Annotated in this window: 25 protein-coding genes and 1 tRNA gene; 11 read left to right on the forward strand and 15 right to left on the reverse strand. The window is 50.8% G+C overall.

What is annotated here, in order from left to right; all coding sequences use genetic code 11:
- Complete coding sequence (bcsR, locus tag ACJHYW_RS22075) at positions 1 to 189, reverse strand: cellulose biosynthesis protein BcsR (protein WP_001063314.1); 189 nt, start codon at positions 187 to 189, stop codon at positions 1 to 3.
- A gap of 271 nt (positions 190 to 460) precedes the next feature.
- Here bcsR and bcsE point away from each other — a divergent pair, with 271 nt between their 5' ends.
- Genes bcsE through bcsG form a run of 3 tightly spaced genes read left to right on the forward strand, consistent with a single transcriptional unit; the run spans position 461 to position 3,896 of the window.
- On the forward strand, positions 461 to 2,032 hold the full coding sequence (gene bcsE, locus ACJHYW_RS22080; RefSeq protein WP_072275330.1) for a cellulose biosynthesis c-di-GMP-binding protein BcsE: 1,572 nt from the start codon (positions 461 to 463) through the stop codon (positions 2,030 to 2,032).
- A complete protein-coding gene (bcsF, locus tag ACJHYW_RS22085; protein ID WP_000988308.1) occupies positions 2,029 to 2,220 on the forward strand; it encodes a cellulose biosynthesis protein BcsF in 192 nt (63 codons plus the stop codon). Before bcsE ends, bcsF begins: the two co-directional genes overlap by 4 nt.
- Positions 2,217 to 3,896, forward strand: a complete 1,680-nt coding sequence (gene bcsG / locus ACJHYW_RS22090; RefSeq protein ID WP_022646241.1) for a cellulose biosynthesis protein BcsG — start codon at positions 2,217 to 2,219, stop codon at positions 3,894 to 3,896. Before bcsF ends, bcsG begins: the two co-directional genes overlap by 4 nt.
- Positions 3,897 to 3,982: 86 nt before the next feature.
- Here bcsG and ACJHYW_RS22095 read toward each other — a convergent pair whose 3' ends face one another.
- Together ACJHYW_RS22095 and ACJHYW_RS22100 are read right to left on the reverse strand one after the other, a co-directional pair.
- On the reverse strand, positions 3,983 to 4,090 hold the full coding sequence (locus ACJHYW_RS22095; RefSeq protein WP_001295224.1) for a type I toxin-antitoxin system toxin Ldr family protein: 108 nt from the start codon (positions 4,088 to 4,090) through the stop codon (positions 3,983 to 3,985).
- Between the two features lie 375 nt (positions 4,091 to 4,465).
- Complete coding sequence (locus ACJHYW_RS22100; RefSeq protein ID WP_001295224.1) at positions 4,466 to 4,573, reverse strand: type I toxin-antitoxin system toxin Ldr family protein; 108 nt, start codon at positions 4,571 to 4,573, stop codon at positions 4,466 to 4,468.
- Between the two features lie 475 nt (positions 4,574 to 5,048).
- On the opposite strand from ACJHYW_RS22100, the gene ACJHYW_RS22105 reads away from it, so the two are divergent.
- Positions 5,049 to 6,320 (forward strand): aromatic amino acid transport family protein, encoded by a 1,272-nt coding sequence (locus ACJHYW_RS22105; protein ID WP_061093024.1) that lies wholly within the window; start codon positions 5,049 to 5,051, stop codon positions 6,318 to 6,320.
- A 29-nt stretch (positions 6,321 to 6,349) separates the two neighbouring features.
- On the opposite strand, the gene dppF is transcribed toward ACJHYW_RS22105, so the two are convergent.
- The 9 genes from dppF to ACJHYW_RS22150 form a co-directional block, all read right to left on the reverse strand.
- Entirely contained in the window at positions 6,350 to 7,354 is a 1,005-nt protein-coding gene (gene dppF, locus ACJHYW_RS22110; protein WP_000103576.1) for a dipeptide ABC transporter ATP-binding subunit DppF, read from the reverse strand.
- Positions 7,351 to 8,334: a dipeptide ABC transporter ATP-binding protein gene (gene dppD, locus ACJHYW_RS22115; protein ID WP_001196444.1), complete on the reverse strand. Its 984-nt coding sequence runs from the start codon at positions 8,332 to 8,334 to the stop codon at positions 7,351 to 7,353. Before dppD ends, dppF begins: the two co-directional genes overlap by 4 nt.
- Positions 8,335 to 8,344: 10 nt before the next feature.
- Entirely contained in the window at positions 8,345 to 9,247 is a 903-nt protein-coding gene (dppC, locus tag ACJHYW_RS22120) for a dipeptide ABC transporter permease DppC (RefSeq protein ID WP_000084677.1), read from the reverse strand.
- 9 nt (positions 9,248 to 9,256) lie between these two features.
- Positions 9,257 to 10,276 carry a dipeptide ABC transporter permease DppB gene (dppB, locus tag ACJHYW_RS22125; RefSeq protein WP_000938855.1) on the reverse strand — a complete coding sequence of 340 codons (1,020 nt, stop codon included), beginning with the start codon at positions 10,274 to 10,276 and terminating at the stop codon, positions 9,257 to 9,259.
- Between the two features lie 150 nt (positions 10,277 to 10,426).
- Positions 10,427 to 12,034, reverse strand: a complete 1,608-nt coding sequence (gene dppA / locus ACJHYW_RS22130) for a dipeptide ABC transporter substrate-binding protein DppA (protein ID WP_061093023.1) — start codon at positions 12,032 to 12,034, stop codon at positions 10,427 to 10,429.
- 743 nt (positions 12,035 to 12,777) lie between these two features.
- Positions 12,778 to 12,854: transfer RNA gene (locus ACJHYW_RS22135), tRNA-Pro, on the reverse strand.
- Positions 12,855 to 12,945: 91 nt separating this feature from the next.
- The gene (gene eptB, locus ACJHYW_RS22140) at positions 12,946 to 14,637 is read right to left on the reverse strand and encodes a kdo(2)-lipid A phosphoethanolamine 7''-transferase (RefSeq protein ID WP_001269206.1); all 1,692 of its coding nucleotides are present in this window, start codon (positions 14,635 to 14,637) and stop codon (positions 12,946 to 12,948) included.
- Between the two features lie 323 nt (positions 14,638 to 14,960).
- The gene (locus ACJHYW_RS22145; protein WP_000189050.1) at positions 14,961 to 16,169 is read right to left on the reverse strand and encodes an MFS transporter; all 1,209 of its coding nucleotides are present in this window, start codon (positions 16,167 to 16,169) and stop codon (positions 14,961 to 14,963) included.
- Between the two features lie 228 nt (positions 16,170 to 16,397).
- A complete protein-coding gene (locus ACJHYW_RS22150; protein WP_061093022.1) occupies positions 16,398 to 17,096 on the reverse strand; it encodes an autotransporter outer membrane beta-barrel domain-containing protein in 699 nt (232 codons plus the stop codon).
- Positions 17,097 to 17,253: 157 nt separating this feature from the next.
- Here ACJHYW_RS22150 and tag point away from each other — a divergent pair, with 157 nt between their 5' ends.
- Both tag and ACJHYW_RS22160 read left to right on the forward strand, forming a co-directional pair.
- Entirely contained in the window at positions 17,254 to 17,817 is a 564-nt protein-coding gene (gene tag / locus ACJHYW_RS22155; protein WP_000438962.1) for a DNA-3-methyladenine glycosylase I, read from the forward strand.
- Complete coding sequence (locus ACJHYW_RS22160; RefSeq protein ID WP_000617471.1) at positions 17,814 to 18,254, forward strand: N-acetyltransferase; 441 nt, start codon at positions 17,814 to 17,816, stop codon at positions 18,252 to 18,254. The genes tag and ACJHYW_RS22160 overlap by 4 nt, the downstream gene beginning before the upstream one ends.
- Here the strand turns inward: ACJHYW_RS22160 and bisC are convergent.
- The gene (gene bisC / locus ACJHYW_RS22165; RefSeq protein ID WP_000013984.1) at positions 18,223 to 20,556 is read right to left on the reverse strand and encodes a biotin sulfoxide reductase; all 2,334 of its coding nucleotides are present in this window, start codon (positions 20,554 to 20,556) and stop codon (positions 18,223 to 18,225) included. The two genes, ACJHYW_RS22160 and bisC, sit on opposite strands and share 32 nt — an antisense overlap.
- Before the next feature lie 152 nt (positions 20,557 to 20,708).
- Between bisC and ACJHYW_RS22170 the strand changes: the two genes are divergently transcribed.
- The gene (locus ACJHYW_RS22170) at positions 20,709 to 21,368 is read left to right on the forward strand and encodes an OmpA family lipoprotein (protein ID WP_000747625.1); all 660 of its coding nucleotides are present in this window, start codon (positions 20,709 to 20,711) and stop codon (positions 21,366 to 21,368) included.
- Positions 21,369 to 21,471: 103 nt separating this feature from the next.
- Positions 21,472 to 22,446, forward strand: coding sequence for a glyoxylate/hydroxypyruvate reductase GhrB (gene ghrB, locus ACJHYW_RS22175; protein ID WP_000805027.1), 975 nt, complete (start codon positions 21,472 to 21,474; stop codon positions 22,444 to 22,446).
- 49 nt (positions 22,447 to 22,495) lie between these two features.
- Here the strand turns inward: ghrB and ACJHYW_RS22180 are convergent, their stop codons facing one another.
- A complete protein-coding gene (locus ACJHYW_RS22180) occupies positions 22,496 to 23,206 on the reverse strand; it encodes a DUF3053 domain-containing protein (protein ID WP_000190516.1) in 711 nt (236 codons plus the stop codon).
- Between the two features lie 433 nt (positions 23,207 to 23,639).
- Between ACJHYW_RS22180 and ACJHYW_RS22185 the strand changes: the two genes are divergently transcribed.
- The 3 genes from ACJHYW_RS22185 to ACJHYW_RS22195 all read left to right on the forward strand — a co-directional run bounded on the left by ACJHYW_RS22185 (position 23,640) and on the right by ACJHYW_RS22195 (position 24,635).
- Positions 23,640 to 23,930 carry an HTH-type transcriptional regulator gene (locus ACJHYW_RS22185; RefSeq protein ID WP_000455798.1) on the forward strand — a complete coding sequence of 97 codons (291 nt, stop codon included), beginning with the start codon at positions 23,640 to 23,642 and terminating at the stop codon, positions 23,928 to 23,930.
- A 280-nt stretch (positions 23,931 to 24,210) separates the two neighbouring features.
- Positions 24,211 to 24,423, forward strand: coding sequence for an RNA chaperone/antiterminator CspA (cspA, locus tag ACJHYW_RS22190; protein ID WP_000014594.1), 213 nt, complete (start codon positions 24,211 to 24,213; stop codon positions 24,421 to 24,423).
- A 140-nt stretch (positions 24,424 to 24,563) separates the two neighbouring features.
- Positions 24,564 to 24,635, forward strand: a complete 72-nt coding sequence (locus ACJHYW_RS22195; RefSeq protein ID WP_212734159.1) for a hypothetical protein — start codon at positions 24,564 to 24,566, stop codon at positions 24,633 to 24,635.
- Here the strand turns inward: ACJHYW_RS22195 and hokA are convergent.
- Entirely contained in the window at positions 24,612 to 24,764 is a 153-nt protein-coding gene (gene hokA, locus ACJHYW_RS22200) for a type I toxin-antitoxin system toxin HokA (RefSeq protein WP_001135737.1), read from the reverse strand. The two genes, ACJHYW_RS22195 and hokA, sit on opposite strands and share 24 nt — an antisense overlap.
- Positions 24,765 to 24,907 lie beyond the last annotated feature (143 nt).

Consider the following 24,907-nt stretch of genomic DNA (forward strand, 5'->3'; position numbering starts at 1 on the left):
CTACTTTTGTTGCGCAAACTCTGCCAGCAACGGCCAGCGTTTTAATGCCGCGGCCAACTGTTCGCGTTGGGAAATATCGGCATAATCAATATCAGGCAGTGAAAATGCCTGCTTTAACGCCAAAATATCATTCTGGAAGATATAGCCTATCGCGGGATCAGGCAGAGTATCTGGTTCATTGTTATTCATTTGCTTGATCCCTATGAAATAACCGCACCGTTCATGAGACAATTCTAACCGTGAGCATTTCGCCGGTTTATTGTTTACGGCGAGACGGGAATTTGCTCACTTTTTGACTTTCCGTTACGCAACAAAAAAAGTTAAAAACGAAAAGACTAAAATCACACGTCTTGTGACCTGCTAAATTGATTCACATGCTAAATCTGATAAGTTTTAATTTCAATGGTAGGTTTATTTCTTAGCTTTCGCTAGTAAACTGATAATCAGACAAAATGTTGACATGAGGGACATTGTGGACCCTGTATTCTCTATCGGTATCTCATCATTATGGGATGAGCTGCGACATATGCCAGCAGGCGGCGTCTGGTGGTTTAACGTCGATCGCCATGAAGATGCTATCAGTCTGGCGAATCAAACAATTGCATCCCAGGCTGAAACCGCACACGTCGCGGTCATTAGCATGGACAGCGATCCGGCGAAAATCTTTCAATTAGATGATTCTCAAGGGCCGGAAAAAATAACATTATTTTCGATGCTAAATCATGAAAAAGGTCTATACTATTTGGCCCGTGATTTGCAGTGTTCTATTGATCCCCATAATTACCTTTTTATTCTTGTTTGCGCAAATAATGCATGGCAAAACATTCCTGCCGAGCGGCTTCGCTCATGGTTGGATAAAATGAATAAATGGAGCCGGCTAAACCATTGTTCGCTTTTGGTAATTAATTCCGGAAATAATAACGATAAACAATTTTCATTGTTACTTGAGGAATACCGGTCACTTTTTGGTCTTGCCAGTTTGCGTTTTCAGGGCGACCAACATTTGCTGGATATTGCTTTCTGGTGCAACGAAAAAGGGGTCAGCGCCCGTCAGCAGCTTAGCGTTCAGCAACAAAATGGTTGCTGGACATTAGTTCAACACCAAGAGGCGGAAATCCAACCACGCAGCGACGAAAAACGCATTCTGAGTAATGTTTCTGTACTTGAAGGTGCGCCGCCGCTATCGGAACACTGGCAACTGTTCAACAATAACGAAGTCCTGTTTAATGAAGCCCGTACCGCTCAGGCGGCGACGGTGGTCTTTTCTTTACAACAAAATGCGCAAATCGAGCCACTGGCCCGCAGCATTCATACTCTGCGTCGCCAGCGCGGTAGTGCGATGAAAATCCTCGTACGGGAAAATACCGCTAGCCTGCGCGCCACCGATGAACGTTTGTTATTGGCCTGCGGTGCAAATATGGTTATCCCATGGAATGCCCCACTCTCCCGCTGTCTGACGATGATCGAAAGCGTGCAAGGGCAGAAGTTTAGTCGCTATGTGCCGGAAGATATCACTACCTTGCTGTCAATGACCCAGCCGCTCAAACTGCGTGGTTTCCAGAAGTGGGATGTGTTCTGTAATGCCGTCAACAACATGATGAATAACCCTCTATTACCTGCCCACGGTAAAGGCGTTCTGGTTGCCCTACGTCCGGTACCGGGTATCCGCGTTGAGCAAGCCCTGACGCTATGTCGCCCTAATCGCACCGGCGATATCATGACCATTGGCGGTAATCGGCTGGTGCTGTTTCTCTCATTCTGTCGGATTAACGATCTGGATACCGCGTTGAATCATATTTTCCCATTGCCTACTGGCGACATTTTCTCAAACCGTATGGTCTGGTTTGAAGATGATCAAATCAGTGCCGAGCTGGTGCAGATGCGCCTGCTTGCCCCAGAACAATGGGGCATGCCGCTGCCTTTAACGCAAAGTTCTAAACCGGTCATCAATGCCGAGCACGATGGTCGCCACTGGCGACGAATACCAGAACCAATGCGACTGTTAGATGATGCTGTGGAGCGCTCATCATGATGACCATCAGCGATATCATTGAAATTATTGTCGTTTGCGCACTGATATTTTTCCCGCTGGGCTATCTGGCGCGGCACTCTTTGCGACGCATTCGCGACACCTTACGTTTGTTCTTTGCTAAACCTCGTTATGTTAAACCGGCCGGGACGTTACGCCGCACGGAAAAAGCCAGGGCAACCAAAAAATGACTCAATTTACGCAAAATACCGCCATGCCTTCTTCCCTCTGGCAATACTGGCGCGGCCTTTCCGGCTGGAACTTCTATTTTCTGGTTAAGTTCGGCCTGTTGTGGGCGGGATATCTTAACTTCCATCCGCTCCTCAATCTGGTGTTTGCCGCGTTTCTGCTGATGCCCATTCCGCGCTACAGCCTGCATCGCTTACGCCACTGGATTGCCCTGCCGATCGGCTTTGCTTTGTTCTGGCATGACACCTGGTTGCCTGGCCCGGAAAGCATAATGAGCCAGGGTTCGCAGGTGGCGGGGTTCAGTACCGATTATTTAATCGACCTTGTCACACGCTTTATTAACTGGCAGATGATTGGGGCCATTTTTGTTTTATTAGTGGCCTGGTTATTCCTGTCACAATGGATTCGCATTACCGTTTTTGTGGTTGCCATTCTGCTATGGCTGAACGTACTTACCCTGGCGGGACCAAGTTTCTCCTTGTGGCCAGCCGGTCAACCAACGACCACTGTAACAACGACGGGCGGTAACGCAGCGGCAACCGTTGCGGCGACGGGTGGCGCACCGGTAGTGGGTGATATGCCCGCACAAACTGCACCGCCAACAACGGCGAACCTTAACGCCTGGCTGAATAATTTCTATAACGCGGAGGCGAAACGTAAATCAATCTTCCCGTCTTCGCTGCCCGCTGATGCTCAGCCATTTGAACTACTGGTGATTAATATCTGTTCGCTTTCCTGGTCGGATATTGAAGCCGCCGGGTTGATGTCGCATCCGCTGTGGTCGCATTTCGATATTGAGTTCAAGAACTTTAACTCCGCCACCTCCTACAGTGGCCCGGCGGCGATCCGTTTACTGCGCGCCAGCTGCGGGCAGACTTCGCACACTAATCTGTATCAACCGGCAAATAACGACTGCTATCTGTTTGATAACCTGTCGAAACTGGGCTTTACCCAGCACCTGATGATGGGACATAACGGCCAGTTCGGCGGTTTTTTGAAAGAAGTTCGCGAAAATGGCGGCATGCAGACCGAATTGATGGATCAAACAAATCTGCCGGTTGTTTTGCTGGGCTTTGATGGTTCGCCGGTTTATGACGATACTGCCGTGCTTAACCGCTGGCTGGACGTTACCGAAAAAGATAAAAACAGCCGTAGTGCCACGTTCTACAACACGCTTCCACTGCATGACGGCAACCATTATCCGGGCGTCAGCAAAACAGCGGATTACAAAGCGCGGGCGCAGAAATTCTTTGATGAACTGGACGCCTTCTTTACTGAACTGGAGAAATCGGGTCGTAAAGTGATGGTGGTCGTGGTGCCGGAACACGGCGGCGCGCTGAAGGGCGACAGAATGCAGGTATCTGGCCTACGTGATATCCCTAGCCCGTCTATCACAGACGTCCCCGTTGGGGTGAAATTCTTCGGCATGAAGGCACCACATCAGGGGGCACCGATTGTCATCGACCAACCGAGCAGCTTCTTGGCTATCTCCGATCTGGTGGTTCGCGTTCTTGATGGCAAGATTTTCTCCGAAGACAATGTTGACTGGAAAAAACTCACCAGTGGGTTGCCACAAACAGCACCGGTCTCCGAGAACTCAAATGCAGTAGTTATTCAATACCAGGATAAACCGTACGTTCGCCTGAACGGCGGCGACTGGGTGCCTTACCCGCAATAAGAACGAAAAAGGCCGCAGAGTTTCACCCCTGCGGCCTGATCCGGGCGCAACTTGCCATTACGGCAGCCTGACGCCCGTCTGACACGTTACTTCCGCTTGTTCAGCCAGTTCACGATCATGCTGGCAAGAATGCCAGCAATGACCGGAGCCGCTAAATCATGCCAGAAGGCCATGCCCAGCTCTGCGAGCGTCATATAGCCGCCTGAGTTGTAATGACAACGTTTCGCGGCTATTCTTGAGTGGTCTAGAGTCAAGATTAGCCCCCGTGGTGTTGTCAGGTGCATAACTGCAACGTGCGGGGGTTTTCTCTCTCCAGCAACCAATGCCACCAGGGATAAAGCCCCCGCAACATTGCGCCTCACCGGAACCTTTCCGGCTTGCCGCTGATTCTACGACTGTTTTTCTGTTCCGGAATCCGTCACTTCTTCACTCTGTGCTGTCCATTCCGCAGAATATTATCCGCTTGCAACCGTTGCCTTTTTCTTACGAAAAAGGCCGCAGAGTTTTATCCCTGCGGCCTGGTCCGGGCGCAAATTGCCATTACCGCAGCCTGACGCCCGTCTGACACGTTACTTCCGCTTGTTCAGCCAGTTCACGATCATGCTGGCAAGAATGCCAGCAATGACCGGAGCCGCTAAATCATGCCAGAAGGCCATGCCCAGTTCTGCGAGCGTCATATAGCCGCCTGTGTTGTAATGACAACGTTTCGCGGCTATTCTTGAGTGGTCTAGGTTCAAGATTAGCCCCCGTGATGTTGTCAGGTGCATACCTGCAACGTGCGGGGGTTTTCTCTCTCCAGCAACCAATGCCACCAGGGATTAAGCCCCCGCAACATTGCGCCTCACCGGAACCTTTCCGGCTTGCCGCTGATTCTACGATTGCTTTTTACCGTCAGCACCCGGCAATCTTCCTCATTGCGTGATGCATTCCAGCTTAATTTCTTTATTTGCAATAGTTGCAGTTCATATCCGGGCTGACTCCAGACTGGTAGTGAAATGCGCAATTTTGTAGAATTGCGCCTCCTCGCGACCTCCCCAGTGAATCTGTTGCCTCATTTTTTACATACTGCGTATTCGACTTCTCCACCTGTTGCGCAAGAGAAACTGGGTTTATTCATTTTTGCGAGGCCGACTTCTTTCTGGACAGGACTTTATGCAGCACAACACACTACCGAAACACGATCAGAAATTGCCGTTTACACGCTACGACTTCGGCTGGGTTTTATTATGCATAGGCATGGCGATTGGTGCCGGAACCGTGCTGATGCCAGTACAAATTGGCTTGAAGGGAATTTGGGTATTTATTACCGCAGCGATCATTGCTTATCCTGCCACCTGGGTAGTGCAGGACATTTATTTAAAAACCCTTTCTAAAAGCGATTCCTGTAATGACTATACCGATATTATCAGTCATTACCTGGGGAAGAACTGGGGAATTTTCCTCGGGGTTATCTACTTTTTGATGATTATCCACGGGATTTTTATCTACTCTCTCTCCGTGGTTTTCGACAGCGCCTCGTACCTGAAAACCTTCGGTTTAACCGATGCCGATCTTTCACAATCTCTACTTTATAAAGTCGCCATTTTCGCCGTACTGGTGGCAATTGCGTCTGGTGGTGAACGATTACTGTTTAAGATTTCCGGGCCAATGGTGGTGGTCAAAGTAGGGATTATCGTCGTGTTCGGTTTTGCGATGATCCCGCACTGGAATTTCGCCAATATAACCGCCTTCCCGCAAGCCTCCGTCTTTTTCCGCGATGTCCTGCTTACCATTCCCTTTTGCTTCTTTTCTGCGGTATTTATTCAGGTACTTAACCCAATGAATATTGCCTATCGTAAACGGGAAGCGGATAAAGTACTGGCAACCCGGCTCGCGCTGCGTACCCACCGAATTAGTTATGTCACGCTCATCGCGGTGATCCTGTTTTTTGCCTTTTCGTTTACCTTCTCAATTAGCCACGAAGAAGCCGTTTCTGCCTTTGAACAAAATATCTCGGCACTGGCACTGGCCGCGCAGGTGATCCCTGGGCATATCATTCATATCACCTCTACGGTGCTGAATATCTTTGCCGTACTGACCGCATTCTTTGGCATTTATCTCGGTTTCCACGAGGCCATTAAAGGCATTATTCTCAATCTGTTAAGCCGAATTATTGATACCAGGAAAATTAATTCACGCGTGCTGACTCTGGCGATCTGCGCTTTTATCGTCATTACGTTGACGATTTGGGTTTCGTTTCGTGTATCGGTGCTGGTGTTCTTTCAGTTGGGAAGCCCGTTATATGGCATTGTGTCGTGCCTCATTCCGTTTTTCCTGATCTATAAAGTCGCACAACTGGAAAAACTTCGCGGATTTAAAGCCTGGCTGATTCTGCTTTACGGCATTTTGCTATGCTTGTCGCCACTGTTGAAGCTGATTGAGTAAACCGGAGCGCACGGCCCCGGTTTTGTGAGTTAACGCTGCGGATTTTCATCCTGATCAACAGCAAAACAAGCTACCAGTTGACCGCCGTAGTCTTTTAGCTGCGGCTGCAACTGGGTGCAGGGGCCGAAGCGCCGACGACAGCGGGCGTTAAACGCGCAGCCCGGCGGTGGATTGAGCGGGCTTGGCAGTTCACCGGTGAGCTTGATGCGCTCGCGGCGATCGTCCGGGTTCAGGCGCGGCGTCGCGGAGAGTAGCGCCTGAGTGTACGGATGACGCGGGTTATTGAAGATTTGGTCCTTCGTTCCCTTCTCCACGCAGCGGCCCAGGTACATCACCATCACTTCATCGGCAATGTGCTCAACCACTGACAGGTCGTGGGAGATAAAGACATAAGACAGCCCCAACTCCTGCTGCAAATCCATCATCAGATTCAGCACCTGCGCACGCACTGAGACGTCCAGCGCGGAAACCGGCTCATCGGCAATCACCACATCCGGGTCGAGCATCAGACCACGGGCAATGGCGATACGCTGACGCTGACCGCCGGAGAACATATGCGGATAGCGGTCGTAATGCTCGGTTTTCAGGCCGACTTTCGCCATCATCGACAGGGCTTTTTCCCGACGCTGATCTTTGCTTAAGCTGGTATTAATAAGCAGCGGCTCTTCAAGAATTTGCCCAACTTTTTTACGCGGATTTAGCGAACCATAGGGATTCTGAAAGACGATCTGGATTTTCTGCCGACGCAACTTCTGCGCCTGCGGATCGTGCTTGAGCAGATCCTGCCCCTGGTAATACAGCTCACCACCGGTGGGCGTTTCGATCATCGTCAGTAACCGACCGAGGGTCGATTTACCGCAGCCAGATTCACCTACTACTGCCAGCGTTTTGCCACGTTCAAGGTTAAACGAAACGCCATCCAGCGCCTTCACCAGACGTTCCGGCGCGAACATGCCTTTCTTCACCGGATAATGTTTTTTCAGGTCGATAGCCTGCAACAGCGGTTGTTGCGAGGTGGCCTCATGCGTACTCATAGTGTCGGCCTCCCGGCATCATCAAGTGGGTAATGGCATTTGGACTGACGCCCGTCAGCGAGCATATTCAGCGCCGGTTCTTCAGCGCGGCATTTGTCAGTGGCGTAGGGGCAGCGCGGGTTAAGCAGGCAGCCGTTCGGACGGTCGTACTTGCCGGGAACAACACCTGGCAACGACGCCAGACGTTCTTTGTCCTGGGCAAATTCCGGCAGCGCACGCAGCAATGCCTGAGTATACGGGTGACGCGGCGCATGGAAGATGGCGTGCGCATCGCCCGTTTCCACCACCTGACCTGCATACATCACGATGATTTTATGTGCCGCTTCCGCCACCAGCGCCAGGTCATGGGTAATTAACACCAGCGCCATGTTCTCTTTCTGCTGTAGCTCCAGCAGTAGTTCAATGATTTGCGCCTGAATGGTCACGTCCAGCGCAGTGGTTGGTTCATCGGCAATCAGCAGTTTTGGCCGACAGGCAATCGCCATGGCGATCATCACGCGCTGGCTCATGCCGCCGGAAAGCTGATGCGGGTAAACATCCAGACGCGATGCCGGATCGGGAATACCGACCTGATTCAGCAGGTCAATCGCCCGCTGACGGCGGGTACTTTTGTTGCCGCCCTGATGCACCTTAATCGCTTCCATAATCTGGAAACCCACGGTGTAGCACGGGTTAAGGCTGGTCATCGGGTCCTGGAAGATCATCGCCACTTCGGCACCCACCAGGTTGCGGCGCTCTTTTTCTGAGATACGCTGTAAATCCTGACCGTTAAACTCCAGCTTTTCCGCCATCACGCGGCCCGGATAATCAATCAGCCCCATAATCGCCAGTGAACTGACCGACTTACCAGAGCCGGACTCACCCACAATCCCGACCACTTCGCCCTGTTTTACGCTGTAGCTGATGCGGTCTACGGCGCGGAACGGTGCGCTTTCGTCGCCGAAATGCACCGATAATTTATCTATATTTAATAACGCCATCTCGAACCTCTTACTGCTTCAGTTTGGGATCGAGCGCGTCACGCAGACCGTCACCCATCAGGTTAAATGCCAGCACCGTCAGCAGGATCGCCAGACCCGGGAAGGTCACGACCCACCAGGCGCTTTGCGCGAACTGCAACACGTCAGAGAGCATGGTGCCCCACTCCGGCGTTGGCGGCTGCGCCCCCATGCCGAGGAAGCCAAGGGCGGCCATATCGAGAATAGCGTTAGAGAAACCGAGCGACGCCTGAACAATCAGCGGCGCAAGGCAGTTCGGGAAGATGTTAATAAACATCTGGCGCATTGCCCCGGCACCCGCCACGCGAGACGCGGTGACGTAATCGCGGTTAACTTCCACCAGCACGGCGGCGCGGGTTAAGCGCACATAATGCGGCAGCGCAACGAAGGTTAGCGCCAGCGCGGCGTTACCAATCGACGGGCCGAAAATCGCCACCAGCACCAGTGCCAGCAGTAGACTTGGCAGCGCCAGCATGATATCGACCACGCGCATGATGATGTTATCGACCAGACCGCCAAAGTAACCAGCGATCAGGCCGAGAATAACGCCCATAATCAGCGATAACACCACTACCAGACAGCCAACCAGCAGCGACAAGCGCGCGCCGTACATCAGCCGCGACAGCACATCACGCCCCACGTCATCAGTGCCCAGCAAGTGCGCCATGCTGCCGCCTTCCTGCCAGGCTGGCGGGGCGAGCAGTGCATCGCGGAACTGTTCCGCTGGGTTATAGGGTGCAATCCAGTTGGCAAAGATCGCGATAAACAGCACGATGACGACGTAAACCAGCCCGACAACCGCGCCTTTGTTGCGTTTAAAATAGTGCCAGAACTCCTGTAACGGGGTCATCGGCACCGGTGCGCTAATCACTTTATTTTCAGTAACCTGTGACATGATGTCCCCTTACTTCTTATGACGAATACGCGGGTTCACCACGCCGTACAGCAGATCGACCAGCAGGTTGACGAGGATAATCATCGTCGCCACCAGCAATACGCCGCCCTGCACTACCGGATAATCGCGGCGTTGCAGTGCGTCAATCAACCAGCGCCCCAGACCGGGCCACGAGAAGATGGTTTCAGTCAGAATCGCCCCCGCCAGCAATGTTCCCACCTGCAGGCCGATAACGGTCACCACCGGCAGCATCGCGTTACGCAGCGCATGGACGATAATCACCCGCATCCGGGTAAGACCTTTGGCACGCGCGGTGCGGATATAATCTTCGCCCAGCACTTCCAGCATCGAGGAGCGCGTCATACGCACAATGACCGCCAGCGGGATGGTACCCAGCACAATGGCGGGCAGGATCATATGGGCGACGGCATCGATAAAGTTACCGTCTTCACCCCAGATGGCGGTGTCGATCAGCATAAAACCGGTTAACGGATTTGAATCATCGAGGAACACCATGTCGCTCACACGACCGGAGACAGGCGTCAGGTTCCAGTGCACCGAAACCAGCATGATCAGCATCATGCCCCACCAGAAAATTGGCATCGAGTAGCCGGTCAGCGCCAGGCCAACCGCTGTGTGATCGAAAATGGAACCGCGTTTAACCGCAGCCAGCACACCAACCGGAATACCGACTGCCGTCGCAAAAATCATCGCGCAGACGCCAAGTTCCAGCGTGGCCTGAAAGCGCGGCACGAACTCTTCCCATACCGGGATGCGGCTTTTCATGGAAATGCCTAAATCACCGTGCATTACGCCCCAAATGTAATGGAGATACTGCTGCCACATCGGTTTATCTAAGCCGAGTTCAGCCAGCAATTGCGCGTGACGCTCTGGGGAGATCCCACGTTCGCCCGCCATGATCATCACCGGATCGCCCGGGATCATGTGGACAAAGGCAAATGTGAGAAGGGTAATACCGATAAACGTGGGGATGACGAGTCCCAAACGTCGGAGAATAAACTGCAACATAACCCGGATTCTCTATAATGACCCGCAGCCTGGAACTGCGTGTCTGTATTGCTCACAAATCAATTCCCGCCCTTGTGGGACAGGGAATGAAGTATTGCTGCCGGATGGCGCTGCACGCAGAGGCACAGCGCCACCGGGTATGGCTTTTAATTATTCGATAGAGACATTTTCGAAGTGATGTTTGCCTAATGGATCAACCACATAGCCTTTAACTTCTTTGCGTACCGGTTCAAACACGGTGGAGTGAGCGATGATCAGTGCCGGAGCCTGATCGTGCATCACGACCTGTGCTTGTTTGTACAGTTCAACACGTTTATTGTGGTCGTCGGTAGCACGCGCCGGTTGAATCAGATCTTCAAACGGTTTGTAGCACCATTTTGAGTAGTTGGAGCCTTGTTCAGAGGCGGCGCAGCTGAACAGGGTGGCAAAGAAGTTATCCGGATCCCCGTTATCGCCAGTCCAGCCCATCATTACCGTCTGATGCTCGCCATCTTTCGCACGCTTGAGGTACTCACCCCATTCGTAGGTAACGATTTTCGCTTGTACGCCGACTTTCGCCCAGTCTGCCTGAATCATCTCCGCCATGCGGCGAGCGTTCGGGTTATACGGACGTTGTACCGGCATTGCCCACAAGTCGATGGAGAAACCTTTTTCCAGACCCGCTTCTTTCAGCAAGGCTTTCGCTTTTTCAGGATCGTAGGTGTAGTCCTGAACGTCGTCGTTATAGCCCCACATGGTTGGCGGGATCAGGTTTTTCGCTGATATGCCCGCGCCCTGATAAACTGCTTTGATGATGGCGTCTTTGTTCACCGCGTAGGTCAGAGCCTGGCGAACTTTCACGTCATCGAGTGGTTTTTTCTGCACGTTATACGAGAGATAACCGACATTCAGCCCCGGCATTTCCATCAGGTTGATGGATTTATCCTGCTTCATGCGGGCGATATCTGCCGGGTTCGGGTACGGCATCACCTGGCATTCGTTCTTCTGCAATTTCGCATAACGCACGGAAGCGTCAGGAGTAATAGAGAAGACCAGCGTATCGATCTTCGGTTTGGTGCCCCAGTAGCCATCAAACGCTTTATAGCGAATACGGGAATCTTTCTGGTACTGCTGTAACTGGAACGGGCCGGTACCGATTGGGTTGAGGTCCAGTTTTTCCGGTGTACCGGCTTTCATCATCGCGTCAGCATATTCTTTTGACAGAATAGAGGCGAAGTCCATTGCCAGGTCAGCGAGGAACGGCGCTTCCGGGCGAGTCAGCACAAACTGAACGGTGTTGTCGTCCACCTTTTTCACTTCGCTGATCAGCTCCGGCAAGCCCATGCCTTCAAAGTATTCGTAGCTGCCGCCAGAAACTTTATGGTACGGGTTTTGCGCGTTTTTCTGACGATCGAACGAGAACACCACGTCATCGGCGTTCAGTTCGCGCGTCGGTTTGAATTCTTTGTTGTTATGCCACTTCACACCTTTACGCAGATGGAAGGTATAGGTTTTACCGTCTTCGCTGACTTCCCACTTTTCAGCGAGGCCCGGAATCACTTCAGTGGTGCCGATTTTAAATTCAACCAGGCGGTTATAAAGCGGTACGGAAGAGGCGTCATAGGTGGTGCCGGAGGTAAACAGCTGCGGGTTAAACCCTTCCGGAGATCCTTCTGAGCAATAAACCAGAGTTTTAGCCTGAACACTTGCTGCGACGGTCATAGCCACCAGGCTGAGACCAAGCTTCAGCATCCCTGACTTTTTCAAGGAAATACGCATTATTCTGCTCCAATTGTGATGTTTGTTGTTTTAACCCTTTGCAGTGGGTTGTCGCTGCCTGACCTTTTTTGTTTTTTGCCCGGTCGGGTCAACGTTATGAGGTGGGGATGCCGTACTAATTAACATCAGTGTAACAGTGCGGATCCTCCATAAAATGCCCCTCGTGACCTACAATCTGTCAACAGAATGTGAAAACGTCAATACAGCCAACCGGGATTTACACCAACGGTGAGAATCCACAAACAAAGATTAAAAAAACTTCAAACAGCTATTTGCAGCAGAGAAATTTGTGCTACGCCAACACAACCAGAACAATCAGCTTAATATTTAGCAACATTTGGTGATTAAGTTTTATGCATTTAATGAAAAAAATCTGAGGTAAAGGTGGATATCTGAGCGATTAATACCATGAACGCTAAAACGCACAGCGGAAAATGCCAGCGCCAGCCATAAGTAACGCAAAAAAAGATTTAAGCAAATATAAAAAAAGACAATGGTTTCTGTCACAAATCCGTTAATGGATAGTGAGATATGGGGCGCAAATTTGGCAGGGAAATGTGTGGTGTGTAGATCGGATAAGGCGGTCGCGCCGCATCCGACAATGGGCCGGTACATTTGCCTGATGCGACGCTGGCGCGTCTTATCAGGCCTACGTCGAGTCGAACCTCCCCGCCCCCGGAGGTTCTCTTCCTCATGAGTTACAGATGCAAAAAAGCCTGCTCGTTGAGCAGGCTTTTCGAATTTGGTCGGTGATAGAGGATTCGAACCTCCGACCCCTTCGTCCCGAACGAAGTGCGCTACCAGGCTGCGCCAATCACCGAATGCGGGGCGCATCTTACTGCGCAGATACGCCCTCGTCAATCCCTTAATAGCAAAATGCCTTTTGATCGGCGAGAAAGTCAGCAGACCTCTTAGTTAGCCGCTGCCTCTTTTGCCTGCGGGATGTGACACCAGTTGTTGTTTTCGTTAATTCCACCATCAGGTGAAGTATAGCCAAGACACCCCATGATGGTGTCGTACAGCTCTACGTGACGGCGTGGCACTTTCATGTCGGCTTCTTTTTTCAGCTGCGCAAATGCCTGCGCATTGACCGGATTTTCCAGATATTTATCCGACATCCAGACCATCATCGGCACACGGAACTGTTCCGGCGGTGCCAGTTCACGCGGCGTGCCGTGCAGGTGCTCGCGTTCATTAATTGACTCACCGTGGTCAGCTGCATAGAACACAATCGCTTTCTTATTGCGAACCTGATCAATCACGCTGGAAATAAAGTGATCCACATAGGTCACCGAGTTGTCGTATGAGTTGATCATCTGCGCTTTGGTACAGCCGCTATCAACACCAATACATTCCGGCTTCCACTGCGCAAAGCTGCGCGGGTAACGCTGGGTGTAGTTAAAGTGTGAGCCTTTGGTATGCAGAATGATCAGATGCTTACCATCCGGGTTGCGCCCCAGCGACTGCTGCATTTCGTCTACCAGCAACATATCATCTACCGGTTTGCCACGGTTACGTGGCTCCGCACCAATCTGCTCACGATAAGCAATGTTGTCCGCCATCGTATTGCTGTAGAACCACATTTCGCTTTGCATAGCGTAGAGATCAGAACTGAATCCTAACTGCTTCAATACCGCGAAAATGTTCTGTTCTTTTAATGTGCGCTGCGGATTATCTTCTGCTCCACCCTGACGTACAAACATGCAACGCAGTGAGAGTTTGGTTGCAGTATCACAGGAGTAACCACGGAACGCCGCCAGATTTTTCTCCTGAGCCAGTTTCGGTGTGGTATTGCGTTCATAGCCGAAAATGCCCATATGATCCCAGCGCGTGGTTTCACCAATAATGAAAACGACATATGTATCATCAACGTTTTGTGGAGCCTGGTACGTAAACTTCTTCGCAGGGTTAAGGAGAGAATTGTTATCGGAAGATTCATCGACCCGCGCCCAGGCATAAAGACCTAATGCCGAAAGCCAGTTTGATGGCAGATAAGAGTTCGCGACGACGCCGCCATAACTCGGCAAATCAACACCTGTCGCCCTCTCCACTTTCTTCTGCTGGATATCCAGCAAACGAATCGGTGCCCAAACCATAATACCTGCCAGTACGACGACCGCCAGGCTGCGAATACGCTGCCCTGGGGTTCGCAGTTGTCGGAGCAAGGTGTAACGACAGCGGTTATTCCAGATAAGGATAAGAGGCAACGCGCTTACGGCGATTAACCAGAGAATAAAGTTCAGACCAACAACTTCTTTTGACAGGTCGATATCGGTGGTCATGACGGATGCGATGATGCCATAACCAATGACTACATTAAGGAAGGTCATGTAATAGCTGGCACCTGCGGAAAAGAGCACCACCAGCGATGCCAGAATACGCCAGCTGCGGCGGCCAAACAGCGAAAGAAGACGCAGTAAAAAGAAGGTCACCAGTACGGTGGCGGCCAGTTCAACAACAGCAGAAATACCTTTCCAGACGGTAAAATCGTGCGCATAGCTGCCGAAGCGGCGGTAAAAAACCGCGCCATTCATAAAAAGGCCAATATAGATTGCAAGCAAAAAGCTCAGCTTCTGCTGTGTAATCGATTTGATGTATCTCATGCAAACAAACCCTGGACAAACAGGTGATAACACCCTGCTTAGCGGCTTTTCAGGCCCGGCAGGGGAAAAGTGCGGAGGTAGTCAGATAAGTAAAATCTACACGCGCGAATAAGTAGACCACAGCAAAGGGAAAAAGTGTGGGGAAAGAGTGTGCATGAAGCACAAATTTACAAAAATGCAAGTTTGAAAAGAGACTTTAGCGTTACAAAAAGCAGTAAAAAGGGCCAGTTAACTGGCCCAAATTTTACGCGTCATTGTTTATACATTGCGTTGAAGCGTTTGATTCACACTAAGGTTAAAGCCCAGTAGCTCGCGGCAGATGATTAAAGGGAGCCATGCGCTTCACGCAATACTTTCTGCTCTGGCTGACGAATCGTCGTAGAGAGCGCCAGTGACAGAATCAGCAGGGCGAAAATCACGTAGAAGGTCACATAGAAGCCGCCAAACAGTGAGGCGATAATCGACCCACAAATGCTGCCGATACCGAAACCGAGATAAATCACACCGTAGTTTTTCGCCAGGTTATTGAGGCCGAAGAACTCACTGACCAGTGACGGGAACACCGTGATAGTGCCGCCAAAGTTAAACGCCACGCAGGCAATCGCTGCAAAGAACGTCACTGCATTCAATGGTGCAAACAGCAGGGCCGCCATACCCACCAGCGATATCACCTGACCAATGGTGATAACACGGATACGGGCGATTTTGTCAGACAGAATACCCAGCACCAGACGACCAGAAAGGTTGGCGATGGAAATAACCGTCACAGCATTGGCTGCGGAAATTGCATCAAGATGCGCCAGACTTTGAGCGATATCTTTCGCTACACCAATCACATACAGACCACTCATGCACGCAGTCAGGAACATAACCGCTAACATCCAGTACTGCGGTTTACGCATCGACTCTGCCAGCGTGTAGTCCTTCTCCACCACACCATTGCTGGTTTTCACTTCCTGTTTCGGCGCATCTTTCATTAACGTTGCGCCAAAGACAATCATCACCAGTACAATCGCGCCCCAAATAACAAAGGTTTTTTCCAGACCCACCGTTTCGAGCAGGTGCGTGTCGATAAATTTAAAACCCAGGCTGCCCAGACCATAAGAACCGATAGCAAAAGCAGAGATAAGTCCCTTACGCTCCGGAAACCACTTCACGCAGTTAGAGAGCGTCAACAGGTAACCCGCACCATCCGCCAGACCAACCAACACACCGGCGCTTAACCACAGCATCATCAGGTTGTTGGAATGTGCTGTCAGGAAGAAACCTAATCCCAGCAAAATGCCGGAAGCCATAGTGACGCGTTTAACACCAAAACGTTCCTGCAATTTGCCCGCAACAGAAGATGAAATTGCCAGCCCCAGACTTAACAAGCCGAAAGAGAAAGCAACCTGGCTTACAGGAGCCCCCAGCTTGGCAGAAAGCGCACCGTTAAACAGACTCCAGGTATAAACCGACCCCAGAGCAAACTGGGTAATGATAGTACCGATGAGTGTCAGCCAGCGAGTACGCTGATAATTTGAAGGTGTCATGGCAGTATTCCTGCAGTAATAAAAAGGAAAAATCTCTGCTGACAACCATAACGAAGTGCGCTTTATGCCTGGGGAAAAACGGCATGAAATGCCATCAGAACGGAATGAAATGCATTAGTTCAGGAATGAATGACTCGACAATTATTCGCCAAATTTATTATTTAGTAAGTTAGTCCCCACTATCGCCACATTAGTTGTTATTTATGGGTTTCAATTGTATCTATAACGTTAAAATCTGGCACTAACCCCCATCGTATACAGATAGTCGCTATTGTTAGTGGTATTTTCTGCCTGAGATAGCGCCGCATAGGCAGCAATATTTTGATTGAGCAACATATCAGCGCCTACGGTGACATCCAGCCAGTTGCCGTTCTGGTTTGTCGCCGTCATCCGGCTCAGGCCTGATTGCGCCTTCCAGATATTCTCGCCAAATTGCTGGTTATAGCTGATTTGCGCCCAGGGTCGGAGATCGCCAAGCCGGGAGTCAACACGCCAGCCTAAAGTACTCACGCTGGCATGCCATAACGGATCGGTCAGCGTGGTAGTACTGTCGCCAAACTCGTTATACATCGAGGTGGTTGTGCCATCGTAATGTAATGCCGCGACCGGGCCGGTTGTAACCTGCTCATATAAAGGAAAATTCCAGCCCATACTCATACTGCTGGTCACATCCACAGGGGTTTCTTCCGCCAGATTGACTTCCAGTCCCAGCACCCTTTGGCTACTTTGAATACGTTGCGACAAAATATCGTTGTAATCAGGTTGATGATCACTATCCCAGGTGTAACGCTCTGTGGAATGTCCGGGTTGCGTATCAACGATATATTCTTGTTGCCAGGCGTAAGCTGTGTTGAGAAAAAAGGCACTGATTACCACACTCGCCAGCAGGCTTAGCTGCCAGCGACCACCGCTTTTTTTTATGATCATTAACACGACTCCAGGGAAGAGCCGAATTCGGCAATATTATTGTCATTGTATGAAGGATATCGGGCATAGTAGCCCTGTATTAAATATTGACTTTTTCACCGATGCGTCAAGAAAAGCGGCTGAAATTTTTACGATCGGGTACATAGCGAGGGAAAGTATGGAACGTTGCGGCTGGGTGAGTCAGGATCCGCTTTATATTGCCTACCATGATAATGAATGGGGCGTGCCTGAAACTGACAGTAAAAAACTGTTCGAAATGATCTGCCTTGAAGGGCAGCAGGCTGGATTATCGTGGATCACCGTCCTCAAAAAACGCGAAAACTATCGCGCCAGCTTTCATCAGTTCGATCCGGTGAAGGTGGCAGCAATGCAGGAAGAGGATGTCGAAAGACTGGTACAGGACGCCGGGATTATCCGCCATCGCGGGAAAATTCAGGCAATTATTGGTAATGCGCGGGCGTACCTGCAAATGGAACAGAACGGCGAACCGTTTGCCGACTTTGTCTGGTCGTTTGTCAATCATCAACCACAGGTGACACAAGCCACAACGTTGAGCGAAATCCCTACATCTACGCCCGCCTCCGACGCTCTATCTAAAGCCCTGAAAAAGCGTGGTTTTAAGTTTGTTGGTACCACAATCTGTTACTCCTTTATGCAGGCATGTGGGCTGGTGAATGATCATGTGGTTGGCTGCTGTTGCTATCCGGGAAATAAACCATGATTCGGGAAGCGCAACGTTCAGAACTCCCCGCGATCCTCGAACTGTGGCTGGAAAGTACAACCTGGGGGCATCCCTTTATAAAAGCGAATTACTGGCGTGATTGCATTCCGCTGGTGCGGGATGCCTATCTTGCCAACGCGCAAAACTGGGTCTGGGAAGAAGACGGTAAGCTTCTCGGTTTTGTCAGCATTATGGAAGGCCGATTTCTGGCTGCAATGTTTGTCGCACCGAAGGCCGTCAGACGCGGTATTGGTAAGGCGCTAATGCAGTATGTGCAGCAGCGCCATCCCCATCTGATGCTGGAGGTTTATCAAAAAAATCAACCGGCGATAGATTTTTACCAGGCGCAGGGTTTTCACATTGTCGATTGCGCATGGCAGGATGAAACCCAACTACCCACCTGGATTATGAGCTGGCCGGTGGTTCAAACGCTGTAAGTGTCAGTTCCGGACCGTTGTATTTTTCCAGCCATGCCAGCGCCGTATTACCCGCACAGCCATTCCCCAGCCGCGAGCTGGGGAGATCTTTGGTCAGAACGTTCACCGCGCCGTTTTTACAAATACCGTCAGCGGTTAAATCCAGATCCGGCCATGCCCCTTCATGAATGCAAATCACGCCAGGTTTAATTCCCTCGCTAATGACCGCGCCGGCAAGAATTTGCCCGCGTGCGTTCCACAACCGAACAGTATCGCCATCTTGTATGCCGCGCGCCTGGGCATCGTCAGGATGAATGGTGACAGGCTCACGATTTGCCACCGCGTACAATTCGCGCAGAGAACTGTAATTCAGCTGGCTGTGCAGACGATGTGCCGGATGAGCAGAAAGTACCTGCAACTGTTCCGGTTCGGCATTGCCCTGCCATTCGTCCGGCTCCAGCCACATTGGATGCCCAGGGCAATCCGGATAAGCGTAATCGGCAATACGCTGCGAGAAGATTTCAATCTTGCCGCTGGCGGTTTTTAATGGATGCGCCTGCGGATCGCGGCGAAAATCGGCGAAGCGAATAAACCGCTCGCTGTCCGGGTTTTCCGGCATCTCAATTAACTGGTTGGCTTCCCAGAACTCAGCAAATGGCGGCAATTCAACCTGCTGGCTTGCCCCGCGCTGCCGGGCAACGTTATAAAACGTTTCCAGCCATTGCAGCTCACTTTTTCCTTCCGTAAACCGCGCATAGCCGCCCTTCTCCCAACGTTCACTCAACTCGGCAAAGACATCAAAATCATTACGCGCTTCATAACGTGGAGGCACCACTTGCTTCATCGGCACCAGATGCTGATTACTGTAATCGCCGGTCATGGTGAGATCATTACGCTCAAACGAAGTGGTCGCAGGCAGAACGATATCCGCGTGTTTCGCCGCAGCCGTCCAGAAGCATTCAGAGATCACCACCAGCTCCGGTTTTTGCCAGGCACGGATCAGGCGATTGGTATCCTGATGATGAGTAAAGTTGGCACCGCCCGCCCACCAGATAAAACGAATATCCGGGAAATGTCGGTCCATACCGTTATGTTGATATGCGCCACCGGGGTTTTCCAGTGCTTCAACAATGCGGGCGACAGGGATTTTATCTACCGCATCGGTGCCACCCGGCAAGCTGCCCTGCATGGAAGAGAGCACCGCAGCGCGGCGCGTGGGGTTACCACCATTGGCAAAATGGTAAGAAAGACCAAAACCGCCGCCGGGTGTGCCGATTTGCCCCAACATTGCCGCCAGCGTGACGATCATCCAGTGCTTTTGCTCGCCAAACTGTTGACGTTGCATTCCCCAGCCTGCCATCAGCATGGTGGTATTTTGGTGGAAAATAGCCGCCAGCTCGCGGATTTTCGCTGCGCCAACACCACAAATCTCTGCCGCCCATTCGGCGTTTTTCGCTATTCCGTCACTCTCGCCCAGCAAATAAGAGGCGAAGACGGCATAACCTGTGGTGCAACGCGCCAGAAACGCTTCGTCGTGCCAACCATTTTCCACCAGCGTATAGGCGATCCCCAGCATCAGCGCAACATCGGTGCCCATGTGCGGTGCCACCCACTCCATTTTATCGCCAAAGAAATCGACGGTTTCCGATCGCATTGGATCAATGCAGATCAGCTTTTTCCCGCTGTCACGCAGTGCGGAAAAGTAAGAAAGCCCCTGCTCATCGGATGCATTCCACGCAATTTTCAGCGTATTGAGTGGGTTAGCACTCCATAGCACCACGACATCGCTATGTTCCAATACCAACGGCCAACTGGTTTGCTGTTGATAAACTTCGCTGCCCCCCACGACATACGGCATGATCGCCTGTGCTGCACCGGTCGAATAATCCCCCAGATGCCCGGTATAACCGCCTGCCAGCACCATATAGCGTTGTAATAATGTCGAGGCCTTATGCAGCACGCCGTTTGAACGCCAGCCGTAGGAACCCGCAAAAATCGACGCCGGACCATAAGCCTCACGAATACGTTTATGTTGATGATGGATGAGCTCCAGCACCTCATCCCAACTCACGCGAACAAATTCATCCTGCCCACGAATGCCTTGCGGATTTTCCGGTGACGCAAGAAAGCCTTTGCGCACCATTGGAAATCGCACCCGCGTATTGCTGTGAACCTGGTCGCGAACCGCGCTCTGCAAGGAGTTTTCCATTCCTGTGGCTAACGCGCCACGCGAGCTAAACACGGTTTCGCCGTCGGTTTCAACCAGCATGGGCCCCCAGTGGGCGGCAGTCAGAACGGAATATCGTGAGGATGAGTTGGCCAAACCGAAGACTCCTGAAAGGTTAGATGTATTGAGCAGTTAAATATTACTTACAAATTTCCGAGTATTCCCAGGAATAATCTTCATGTTCACGCGGCATAATCTCCCGCCACGGAACCCGTGGCAAAGAATAAAAAGGTTATTAAGGATTAACAATGAAGAAACGTGTTTATCTTATTGCCGCCGTAGTGAGTGGCGCTCTGGCGGTATCTGGCTGTACAACTAACCCTTACACCGGCGAACGCGAAGCAGGTAAATCTGCTATCGGCGCAGGTCTGGGCTCTCTCGTTGGCGCGGGTATTGGTGCGCTCTCTTCTTCGAAGAAAGATCGCGGTAAAGGCGCGCTCATTGGCGCAGCAGCAGGCGCAGCTCTGGGCGGCGGCGTTGGTTATTACATGGATGTGCAGGAAGCGAAGCTGCGTGACAAAATGCGCGGCACTGGTGTTAGCGTAACCCGCAGCGGGGATAACATTATCCTCAATATGCCGAACAATGTGACCTTCGACAGCAGCAGCGCAACCCTGAAACCGGCGGGCGCTAACACCCTGACCGGCGTGGCAATGGTACTGAAAGAGTATCCGAAAACGGCGGTTAACGTGATTGGTTATACCGACAGCACGGGGGGGCACGACCTGAACATGCGTCTCTCCCAGCAGCGTGCGGATTCCGTTGCCAGCGCGTTGATCACCCAGGGCGTGGACGCCAGCCGCATCCGTACTCAAGGCCTTGGCCCGGCTAACCCAATCGCCAGCAACAGCACCGCAGAAGGTAAGGCGCAAAACCGCCGTGTAGAAATTACCTTAAGCCCACTGTAATCCCTTTCATGTCAGGTGATACAGAAATCACCTGGCATTCTTCAGTTTTCCTTCATCATATTTCAGGCTAAGGTGATCGCCTTATCAGTGAATGGAGAGAAGCATGAAGCCGTCCGTTATCCTCTACAAAGCCTTACCTGATGATTTACTGCAACGCCTGCAAGAACATTTCACCGTTCACCAGGTGGCAAACCTCAGCCCACAAACCGTCGAACAAAATGCAGCAATTTTTGCCGAAGCTGAAGGCTTGCTGGGTTCAAATGAGAATGTTGATGCCGCATTGCTGGAAAAAATGCCGAAACTGCGTGCCACATCAACGATCTCCGTCGGCTATGACAATTTTGATGTCGATGCGCTTACCGCCCGAAAAATTCTGCTGATGCACACACCAACCGTATTAACAGAAACCGTCGCCGATACGCTGATGGCGCTGGTGTTGTCTACCGCTCGTCGGGTTGTGGAGGTAGCAGAACGGGTAAAAGCAGGCGAATGGACCGCGAGCATAGGCCCGGACTGGTACGGCACTGACGTTCACCATAAAACACTGGGCATTGTCGGGATGGGACGGATCGGCATGGCGCTGGCACAACGTGCGCACTTTGGCTTCAACATGCCCATCCTCTATAACGCACGTCGCCACCATAAAGAAGCAGAAGAACGCTTCAACGCCCGCTACTGCGATTTGGATACACTGTTACAAGAGTCAGATTTCGTTTGCCTGATCCTGCCGTTAACTGATGAAACGCATCATCTGTTTGGCGCAGAACAATTCGCCAAAATGAAATCCTCCGCTATTTTCATTAATGCCGGACGTGGCCCGGTGGTTGATGAAAATGCACTGATTGCTGCATTGCAGAAAGGGGAAATTCACGCCGCCGGGCTGGATGTCTTCGAACAAGAGCCACTGTCTGTAGATTCGCCGTTGCTCTCAATGGCCAACGTCGTCGCAGTACCGCATATTGGATCTGCCACCCATGAGACGCGTTATGGCATGGCCGCCTGTGCCGTGGATAATTTGATTGATGCGTTACAAGGAAAGGTTGAGAAGAACTGTGTGAATCCGCACGTCGCGGACTAAGCCGCGACTGCGTGGAGTAAAGCCCGATAATCGCTCGGGCTTTTACTCTTTATTGGGTTGCAGTAACTGCTGTAGTCCAGGCCTGATTAAACGCCTGATGCTGTGCCGGTAATGGCGCAATCAGTTTGTTATATTCACTTGCCTGCTGTGACGTCGGGAACTGGATGCCATTTGCGACAAAGCTCACCTGAGTACCTTGCTGAGCAATGTAGTCTCCAACCATCACCAGTTGTTGCGTGAAAGTTTGTGCCGCCGGAATCAACGGTTGCAATGCATCAGCTGGCGTCGTTACCACTTTGGTGAATGCCTGATCGAAAACCGGTTTCAGGTCATCGCTCTGTTTTAGCGCAGAGTGTGCAGCATCGGCCTGCAACTTCGCATTTTGCAGCTGTTGCGCCAGCACACCCAGAGAACCGTTCATTTCACGCAGTGGGCCGCTTTGCGTAACGTAATCCTGCGGTACGCGAATTGCGTTAACGCTGTCTACAACCGGGCGCAGACCGGAATCCATCGCCTGATTCACCTGCTGAGAATAACCATACAGAATCGCGTAATCAGAGACAAAAGGACCAAACTGTTTTTTCTGATCGGCAGTCAGGGTTGGTAGACGTTCACCGCTACGCATCACTGTATTCTGCAGGAAGTCGATAAACGCTTTACGCTGATCGCCTTCTTTATCAAAACACCCACTCAGGCTAACTACCATTAATAACGCCGCAAGAGGCGCAAACCAGCGAGAGCAGGACTTTCCTGTCGCCATTTTCTTACTCCTTTCACCCAAAAAAAGCGCACAACGACACACGCGTGTCTGACGTGACAAGGATAGTCCAGGACAGGCTTGCAGGATACCCTTTCTACGTAATCTTCCTGGTAAAATCATGGAGAAAATGAAACAAGGTTAATTTGTTGTTTCATTGTTAAAAAATGATAGTGCCGTTGCTTTTTTTGTAGCCAGAGATTTACGCCTTCTCAGAACGTTAGATTTTCGAAATCTTTACAAACCGGGAGTGGTAAGAGATATATCGGCATTTATCAGATCGTTAGGTGGCTATAAGTCACGCTAAATGACTGGCTGAATCGAATCATAGCCAGAGCATGCCCTGACTACACCCCGCTGTGTCTGTTTTTCCCGACTATTCTTAATGAGCTTCGATGCAATTCACGATCCCGCAGTGTGATTTGAGGAGTTTTCAATGGAATATAAAGATCCAATGCATGAGCTGTTGAGCAGCCTGGAACAGATTGTTTTTAAAGATGAAACGCAGAAAATTACCCTGACGCACAGAACAACGTCCTGTACCGAAATTGAGCAGTTACGAAAAGGGACAGGGTTAAAAATCGATGATTTCGCCCGGGTTTTGGGCGTATCAGTCGCCATGGTAAAGGAATGGGAATCCAGACGCGTGAAGCCTTCAAGTGCCGAACTAAAATTGATGCGTTTGATTCAAGCCAACCCGGCATTAAGTAAGCAGTTGATGGAATAGACTTTTATCCACTTTATTGCTGTTTACGGTCCTGATGACAGGACCGTTTTCCAACCGATTAATCATAAATATGAAAAATAATTGTTGCATCACCCGCCAATGCGTGGCTTAATGCACATCAACGGTTTGACGTACAGACCATTAAAGCAGTGTAGTAAGGCAAGTCCCTTCAAGAGTTATCGTTGATACCCCTCGTAGTGCACATTCCTTTAACGCTTCAAAATCTGTAAAGCACGCCATATCGCCGAAAGGCACACTTAATTATTAAAGGTAATACACTATGTCCGGTAAAATGACTGGTATCGTAAAATGGTTCAACGCTGACAAAGGCTTCGGCTTCATCACTCCTGACGATGGCTCTAAAGACGTGTTCGTACACTTCTCTGCTATCCAGAACGATGGTTACAAATCTCTGGACGAAGGTCAGAAAGTGTCCTTCACCATCGAAAGCGGCGCTAAAGGCCCGGCAGCTGGTAACGTAACCAGCCTGTAATCTCTGCTTAAAAGCACAGAATCTAAGATCCCTGCCAAATGGCGGGGATTTTTTTATTTGTTTATTCAGGAAATAAATAATCGTTCGCGTAATAAAATCTATTATTATTTTTGTGAAGAATAAATTTGGGTGCAATGAGAATGCGCAACGCCGTAAGAAAGGCGGGAATAACTTCCCGCCGAAGACGCTTACTCTTTCAATTTGCAGGCTAAAAACGCCGCCAGCTCATAACTCCCCTGTTTAATATGCAATTCACACAGTGAATCTCTTATCATCCAGGTGAAAAATAAAAGCGTGAAACAAATCACTATTAAAGAAAGTAATCTATATTTCTGCGGCATTCCCAGCCTCCTGTGTTGATTTCCAACGAGTATGTACTGCACCCATTTTGTTGGACGATGAAATGGAATAGCCCCTGATATGTCAAAGCCAAAATACCCTTTTGAAAAGCGCCTTGAAGTCGTGAATCACTACTTCACTACTG

This window comes from Escherichia sp. WS3063 (assembly GCF_046486595.1).
In the GTDB taxonomy this organism is placed as follows: Bacteria; Pseudomonadota; Gammaproteobacteria; order Enterobacterales; family Enterobacteriaceae; genus Escherichia; species Escherichia coli.

Excerpts from the sequence above, each read along its gene's own strand:
- bcsE (WP_072275330.1), top strand. The coding sequence starts at position 461 with ATGAGGGACATTGTGGACCCTGTATTCTCTATCGGTATCTCATCATTA.
- tag (WP_000438962.1), top strand. The coding sequence starts at position 17,254 with ATGGAACGTTGCGGCTGGGTGAGTCAGGATCCGCTTTATATTGCCTAC.
- ACJHYW_RS22105 (WP_061093024.1), top strand. The coding sequence starts at position 5,049 with ATGCAGCACAACACACTACCGAAACACGATCAGAAATTGCCGTTTACA.
- cspA (WP_000014594.1), top strand. The coding sequence starts at position 24,211 with ATGTCCGGTAAAATGACTGGTATCGTAAAATGGTTCAACGCTGACAAA.
- dppB (WP_000938855.1), bottom strand. The coding sequence starts at position 10,276 with ATGTTGCAGTTTATTCTCCGACGTTTGGGACTCGTCATCCCCACGTTT.
- dppD (WP_001196444.1), bottom strand. The coding sequence starts at position 8,334 with ATGGCGTTATTAAATATAGATAAATTATCGGTGCATTTCGGCGACGAA.
- ACJHYW_RS22100 (WP_001295224.1), bottom strand. The coding sequence starts at position 4,573 with ATGACGCTCGCAGAACTGGGCATGGCCTTCTGGCATGATTTAGCGGCT.
- ACJHYW_RS22170 (WP_000747625.1), top strand. The coding sequence starts at position 20,709 with ATGAAGAAACGTGTTTATCTTATTGCCGCCGTAGTGAGTGGCGCTCTG.
- ghrB (WP_000805027.1), top strand. The coding sequence starts at position 21,472 with ATGAAGCCGTCCGTTATCCTCTACAAAGCCTTACCTGATGATTTACTG.
- ACJHYW_RS22185 (WP_000455798.1), top strand. The coding sequence starts at position 23,640 with ATGGAATATAAAGATCCAATGCATGAGCTGTTGAGCAGCCTGGAACAG.
- ACJHYW_RS22145 (WP_000189050.1), bottom strand. The coding sequence starts at position 16,169 with ATGACACCTTCAAATTATCAGCGTACTCGCTGGCTGACACTCATCGGT.
- ACJHYW_RS22160 (WP_000617471.1), top strand. The coding sequence starts at position 17,814 with ATGATTCGGGAAGCGCAACGTTCAGAACTCCCCGCGATCCTCGAACTG.
- ACJHYW_RS22095 (WP_001295224.1), bottom strand. The coding sequence starts at position 4,090 with ATGACGCTCGCAGAGCTGGGCATGGCCTTCTGGCATGATTTAGCGGCT.
- dppA (WP_061093023.1), bottom strand. The coding sequence starts at position 12,034 with ATGCGTATTTCCTTGAAAAAGTCAGGGATGCTGAAGCTTGGTCTCAGC.
- hokA (WP_001135737.1), bottom strand. The coding sequence starts at position 24,764 with ATGCCGCAGAAATATAGATTACTTTCTTTAATAGTGATTTGTTTCACG.
- dppF (WP_000103576.1), bottom strand. The coding sequence starts at position 7,354 with ATGAGTACGCATGAGGCCACCTCGCAACAACCGCTGTTGCAGGCTATC.
- dppC (WP_000084677.1), bottom strand. The coding sequence starts at position 9,247 with ATGTCACAGGTTACTGAAAATAAAGTGATTAGCGCACCGGTGCCGATG.
- bcsF (WP_000988308.1), top strand. The coding sequence starts at position 2,029 with ATGATGACCATCAGCGATATCATTGAAATTATTGTCGTTTGCGCACTG.
- eptB (WP_001269206.1), bottom strand. The coding sequence starts at position 14,637 with ATGAGATACATCAAATCGATTACACAGCAGAAGCTGAGCTTTTTGCTT.
- ACJHYW_RS22180 (WP_000190516.1), bottom strand. The coding sequence starts at position 23,206 with ATGGCGACAGGAAAGTCCTGCTCTCGCTGGTTTGCGCCTCTTGCGGCG.
- bcsG (WP_022646241.1), top strand. The coding sequence starts at position 2,217 with ATGACTCAATTTACGCAAAATACCGCCATGCCTTCTTCCCTCTGGCAA.
- bcsR (WP_001063314.1), bottom strand. The coding sequence starts at position 189 with ATGAATAACAATGAACCAGATACTCTGCCTGATCCCGCGATAGGCTAT.
- ACJHYW_RS22150 (WP_061093022.1), bottom strand. The coding sequence starts at position 17,096 with ATGATCATAAAAAAAAGCGGTGGTCGCTGGCAGCTAAGCCTGCTGGCG.